Origin of the sequence: Pseudoalteromonas sp. Of11M-6 (genome assembly GCF_022347905.1) — a bacterium.
Taxonomy (GTDB): Bacteria; Pseudomonadota; Gammaproteobacteria; order Enterobacterales; family Alteromonadaceae; genus Pseudoalteromonas.
This window is the reverse complement of sequence record NZ_JAKRFW010000027.1, coordinates 67722-74546: the sequence shown is the minus strand read 5'-3', so window position 1 is coordinate 74546 and position 6825 is coordinate 67722. Positions and strand designations below refer to the sequence as shown.

The 6825-nt window shown below is 45.5% G+C and carries 1 protein-coding gene; it reads left to right on the top strand.

Features of this window, described 5'->3' with window-relative positions; genetic code table 11:
• The first annotated feature begins 6 nt into the window (after positions 1-6).
• Positions 7-6732 carry a non-ribosomal peptide synthetase gene (locus MHN32_RS14160; protein ID WP_239422147.1) on the top strand — a complete coding sequence of 2242 codons (6726 nt, stop codon included), beginning with the start codon at positions 7-9 and terminating at the stop codon, positions 6730-6732.
• Positions 6733-6825: the final 93 nt, after the last annotated feature.

Here is a 6825-nt window from a genome sequence, read left to right as displayed (position 1 = left end):
CTCTATGTGGCACCGCGCAATGCCTTAGAGACCCAACTTTGTGAGATTTGGCAACAGGTACTTGGCCTTGAGCAAGTGGGGATTGAGGATAATTTCTTCCAAATCGGCGGCGATTCAATTGTCAGTATTCAGCTGGTTTCACGCTTAAGAGAAGCAGGATTAACGGTACAAGTTAAAGAAATATTTGCCGCCCCAACTCCCGCGCGGCTGGCAAAGCTTATCAGTGCGAATGGCGACAAGAAGGTTACGATAAAAACCGAACAAGGCCAGCTTGAAGGCGAGTTCGATCTACTGCCTATCCAGCAGTGGTTCTTCGCAAATCAGTTTGCTAACCCCGCACACTTTGCCCAAACTTTTGCCACTGTAATGCCAAGCGCAATCAGTGATGAGAGATTAGTTGAGCTATTGTCCGAGCTTGCTGAGCAACATGATGTGCTACGCCTTGTTTTCAATCAAAAGACGGCGCACATTACCCAGCAGTACCAACAAAATAATACCATGGCACCTCTAGTTAAACTTGATGCAGACACACTTAGTGACGACGAGCTTGCCAAGCAATTAACTCGCTTGCAGTCACAGTTTGCGTTAAATTCAGGCCCTTTATGGCAGCCAATTCGTGTCAAACGCCAAAGCCAAGATGTATTGGTACTGGCCTTCCACCACCTGATCATTGACTTTGTCTCTTGGCGGATCCTAATTGAGGATTTAAATAGCCTTTATCAAGGCAAAAAATTGGCGCAAAAAACCTCAAGCTATCGTCAATGGGTTGAGACCTTAGCCCAATATGCACATGTTCAAGCCGAACAAATCGATTACTGGCAAGAAGTACTTGATACTTGTCAAACACACTTAACAGCGAATAGTACACCGAGAAACCAAGTAATTAAACTTGACTCTGCATTTACACAAACGCTGCTGTTTGACGCTAATCAAGGCTACCACACAGAGCCTCGAGACCTTGTCGTCGCCGCACTGTCCCTAACTCTAGCTCATATCACTGGTAGTAATGATCAGGTTATTGCGCTTGAAGGACATGGTCGTGAACACATCGCCGAAGATATAGATCATTCACGCACCGTAGGCTGGTTTACGTCATTATATCCACTAGCACTCCATGCGGGTTCTAGTCTCGAAAGCGCTATAGTCAATGCCAAAGAGCAGCTGCGTAAATTGCCAGACAATGGCGTTGGTTTTGGTCAATTCTATTTTTCCAAACAGGTGACGGGGACTTTACCAACCGTTGCATTCAACTATTTAGGCCAAATCGGTGGCACAAAAACGCAGCAACCCAATGGTGATTTCTACTTAACTGAAGCTATTACAGGTCAACCAGTCGCAAGCGAAAATAACGGTCATTACGTTCTTGATATCAACGCGGCAATTATTCATGGTCAGCTTGTCTTAAATTGCACCACGGCGTTGTCTGAAACCGAATTTGCCCTATTCCAAAGTCAGTTCACTGCCAGTCTACAAGCGGTGCTGGACACGGCATTGTATACCAAAGCGCTTGGCGCCAAACAAACGCCGAGCGACTATAACCTGACAGGCGTCAGCTTCGCCCACTTAGATGCACTGCGCACACGTTACGACCTAGCCGCGGTTTATCCCGCAACAAACTTGCAGCAAGGTTTTATCTTCCACCAGCTTAATAGTCCAGAAGATACCGCCTATCGCGTGCAGTCACAGATGCAGTATTTCGATAAAATTGACACTGCGCTTTACTGTCGTGCGTGGCAACTAACCTCGCTGCAATATCCAGCGCTGCGCTGCGCTTTTGATGTTGAAGAAACCATGTTGCAACTTATCGTGGATCACACCTGTGTTGATGAAGATAACTTTAGCGTGATTGATATCAGTCAATACTCAAAAGCAGAACAACAAGCACACATAGAAAAGCTTGCAAACCAAGTGCTAAATCAGCCCTTTAATTTTGCAAGACCGGGGTTATTTACACTGCATTTGGTAAAACGCGGTGAAGCGCATTATCACCTAATAAAAACAGAGCATCACAGCATTTGTGATGGCTGGAGTGGCCCGTTAGTTATGCAGACCGTTCACCAGAACTATACGCAATTACTACAAGGTCGAGAACCTGTTTTACAGGTGGATAACGCCTATTTAGATGCCCATGCTTACCTAAGAGATAATCAGGCCGCCACCAAAGCATTTTGGCAATATCATGTCGCTGATTTATCACAAGCAAACGATCTTAACACCCTGTTTAGTCACTCAACAGATTTAGAAACGCTCCGTCATAATCATGACCCGCAGGCGCTGCATTTTTCCCTACCAAACGAGATGTTAAGTAAGTTGCAGCAAGCATGTCAGCAACATTCTGTCACGCTCAATGCTGCGGTACAATTTGCCTGGCATAAGCTTATCCAAATCTATACTCGCGACGAATTTACTTTAGTAGGTACAACTATCGCAGGTCGTGACTTACCAATTGACGGCATAGAGCAAAGTGTTGGAGCTTACATCAATACGCTACCGCTTTATCTTGATTGGCCTACAGATGCTACCATCGCGCAACAACTCGAGAAGATCCAAACTGCCATTTTGGACTTAAATAGCCATGCGAATGTGTCACTTGCGTCACTGCAACAAGGCGGTAATCGGCTATTCCAAAGCCTAGTTGTTTTCGAAAACTACCCAAGCCTTGAAAATGAACAAGCAGAGGCACAACAAGCTCGTTGGCAGTTTGACGCCGCACCAGAGCAAGTTGAATACCCACTTGCATTGATAGCAAAGGAGCAAGGAGAGCTGCAACTTGAGCTGATGTACGACGCCAGTTTGCTTTCGCCAGCACGTGCCGTACAACTGCAATCTCAACTGCTACTTATCCTTAAGCAAGTCGCTGACAATACTCACTTACCGCATCAACACATTGAAATTGCCAATACAGTGGAAAAGGCCCGTATTCTCAACGAGTGGAATAAAACCGAGCGCGAGTCATGTGGCTTCGAGAACTTCAACGACTTATTTAGTGAAAGAGTCGCTGTATTCCCGGATGCAGCCGCTGTGTTCTGGCAAGATGAAGCACTAAGCTATCAAGCACTCAACCGCCAGGCTTGCCAGCTTGCCCAGCAATTATTGGTGATTAAGGCTGAGATTTATGGCGACGAGTATCAAGGTGATTTTCCAGTCTTGTTGCTGCATGAAAAACAGTTGGACTCTATCGTTGCGATCCTCGCTATTCTTAAAGCAGGCGGTGGTTATGTTCCTGTATCACCGGAATTTCCTGACTCAAGGATTGAATATATTGCCAAGGACTGTGGTGCGAAAATCGTGGTCACCCAATCGGGATTAATGGATAGAGTTGCGAGTACAACACTTGCCTCACTGACACATGTACTCAGCGATGCACCAATGGAGGAAACAAGCTTAGACCAAGCGGTATCGGTGAGCCCGTCTGATTTGGCTTATATTATCTATACCTCTGGTACCACAGGTAACCCTAAAGGCGTAGAAATCAACCATGAGGCACTATTAAACTATGCCACTGACGACCACTTTATCGATCCCACACAACTGAGCAAAGTCCTTAGCTTATCGAGTATTAGCTTCGACGCGTTTATTTTTGACTGCTTTGTCACACTCAGTAATGGCGCAGCACTACACCTGATAGATAAACAGACTCAACTTGATCCAGAACGACTGATTGAATACTGCCAAGCACAGCAGATTGATACGTGTTTTGTAACCACTGCGCTATTTAATCGTTTAGCTAACGAAGACTTCTTCTTACACGCCGGACTTAAACAGATTAATTTTGGTGGAGAGGCAGTCGACTTAGCTATGGTTGAGCGAGTAAAGCATCAAGCGCCAGAGCTGATGCTTTACCACGCCTATGGCCCAACAGAGACCACCGTTTATGCTACTTGCTGCTTACTCAACACTGTAAATCACGGAGCACCTATTGGCCGTGCCATTGCCAATAAATCTGCCTACGTGTTGTCGCCTGCCGGCAAAATACTTCCACCGGGCGTGGCAGGAGAGCTTTATATTGGCGGCGCGGGTATGGCAAGACGCTATTTACACCGGTCAGATTTAACCGAACAAGCATTCTTAGTTAATCCATTCGCATCGGATAGGTATCTCGCAAGCGGTTGGAACAAAATGTATAAAACAGGAGATTTGGTTAAATGGCGTGAAGATGGCTTATTAGAGTATGTTGGTCGTAATGATTTCCAGGTGAAAATTCGTGGTTACCGCATCGAACTTGGCGAGATTGAAACTGCAATTAAGCAACAACCGCAAATTCATACTGCGTTTGTAAACGTGAATGAACAAGATGGGATTAAACGTATCGTGGCCTATTTGGTCATGGCAAATACTGAGTCACTGGATGAGGCAAAGCTTAAGCAAACACTCTCTCACATGCTGCCGAGTTATATGCTGCCAAGTGCCTACGTCACATTAGACGCCCTACCCGTTACGGTTAATGGCAAGATTGATGCCCGAGCACTACCGCAGCCCGATTTTAGCCAAACTGAGACCCTCCATGCTCCAAACACAGAACTGGAGCTGCATATCGCTAAAATCTGGTGTGCTGTTTTGGGGATTAAGCAGGTTGGCTTGGAAGATAACTTCTTCCATATCGGTGGGGACTCAATTATGAGTATTCAGCTCATGTCGGCTCTCAAACGTGCTGGCTATTCGCTGTCGACCAAAGACATATTTACGTATCCAACCCTAGAAGCGCTTTGTGCATTTTTGGCAAATAATGAACAGGTAGAAATTGTGGCTGAACAAGGTGAGCTCAGCGGAGAAATCAAGTTATTACCTATCCAGCAATGGTTCCTCAACTCCCACTACCGTCATAAAGCGCATTTTAATCAGTCGGTCATGCTCGCACTTCCGCACAATACCGCGCTAGATACTTTGGAGCGTGCACTCGTGCAGCTGCATCAACAACATGACATGTTGCGTGCTCAGTTTAGCAAAACCGAGACTTGGCAATCCCAATATCAAAGTATTGAAGCGTGCCCAGCACCAAAGCTTATCCATCTGGACACCTTGGGGCTTGATGAGCAGCAAACTGGACTGGTGTTGAGCAAAATACACGCCCGTTTTGAACTCGGTTCAGGTGCTTTGTGGCAACCGGTTTTACTCAGCGATGATACGCCGCTAACTAGACTCGTACTTATCGTTCACCACCTTGTGATTGATGGTGTTTCGTGGCGTATTTTGGTCGAAGACTTAGGCCGCTTGCTACAAGGCGACACCTTAAGCGACAAAACCAGCAGTTATCGCCAATGGTCAGACTTTGTGGCCCAGCATCCTTTTGAACAACAAATACCGTATTGGCAAAACGTGCTAAGCACACAACAAAACATACCTTACGGTAAATCACAACAGCGTCTTACGCATCAATTTGATACTCAGCTTACTGAGCAATTGCTACGCCTTGCTCCTGCTGGATTTAACACAGAAATCAATGATCTCTTAATGAGTGCGTTTACTCGGGCTTGGTGCAATACCTTTGCTACAAACTATTGCCACCTCACGTTAGAAGGCCACGGCCGAGAACATCTGAGTGACCATATTGATACGTCAAGAACACTAGGCTGGTTTACTAGTATGTTTCCGGTTGCTCTGAAAAATGACACGGATTTATCGACGCTGATTATTCAAAGCAAAGAAACGCTTCGTGCCATTCCAGATAAAGGTTTAGGTTTCAGCGAATTGGTCAGACGTGGGGAATTTTCCTTCAATCAATTACCTAAAGTTAGCTTTAATTACTTGGGACAACTTGATAGCAATAGCGATGCACAAGATCAGGGCATACGAATGCTAAATGCACACTCAGGCGATGCCAGCAGCAAGAATAATCAGGATGAAATGGCACTCATCGTGAACGCCGAAGTGCGTCAAATGCGACTACAAGTGAGCATTGCAAGTCAGTTAGATGAGACGCAAACCACCGCATTCATAGAGCAGTTCGATGCTGCCCTTCGAGCCGTCGTTTCACATTCGATTACAGCCGCAAATCCCCAAGGCATAAAAACCCTAAGCGATATTGAGATCGGCGTATTGGTGAATGAAGCCGATGCTCCTATTGAATGGTTTTTCTTCCCTCCGGGTGGCGGTGGTGCTGAGAGTTACTTGCAATCCATTGCTCCCAAGATTTCCGCGCCTTGTTATTGCTTCAATAACATCTATGCCGCACAGGAAAAACCAAAGGGCTCGCTCGCCTATGACTATTATCAGTTCCAAACATTGGCGTTGCAGTATGCTATTCATCTTAAAAAGCTAAAGCCTAGTGGTCCTTATCGGATTTTTGGTTGGAGTTTTGGCGCAACGCTGGCACTTGAGGTTGCCAAACTGCTGCAAAGTGAGGGGGACACAGTCGAACACTTGGTGTTCGTCGACCCTTGTTTTGACTATGCCGCGATGCATGATGAAGTTTTTGCTCTACACCCAGAGTTCAGTCATCTTGAGCCCGATAGAATTAATTATCACTACCAAAATGATCCGGCATTTTCTAGCACCGCAAAGGTGGCGCTATTTAGTGCTGGTTGTGCGGTTGAAGTGGCTCAGTCGGATAGCCTAGAGTTGCAACTTTCCAGTCATATAATCAACCGATACCTTGATAAGAATCAAAATCTTATCGAAGAAGCAATGCAACCCAGTCAGGTTCAAGTGTTCACCATGAAAGGGTCGCACAACAGTTGGGTAAAAACACCGGAAGACTTAATAAAAATGTCAGAAATTATGAACACTCTTTAACATTTTATTCGTTAATATAATGTTAAATTAGATTTTCTAGAGTGAGGCATTAAAGGGAGCTCCCCTCTTCACTCTAGGATTAATTAATTGCCA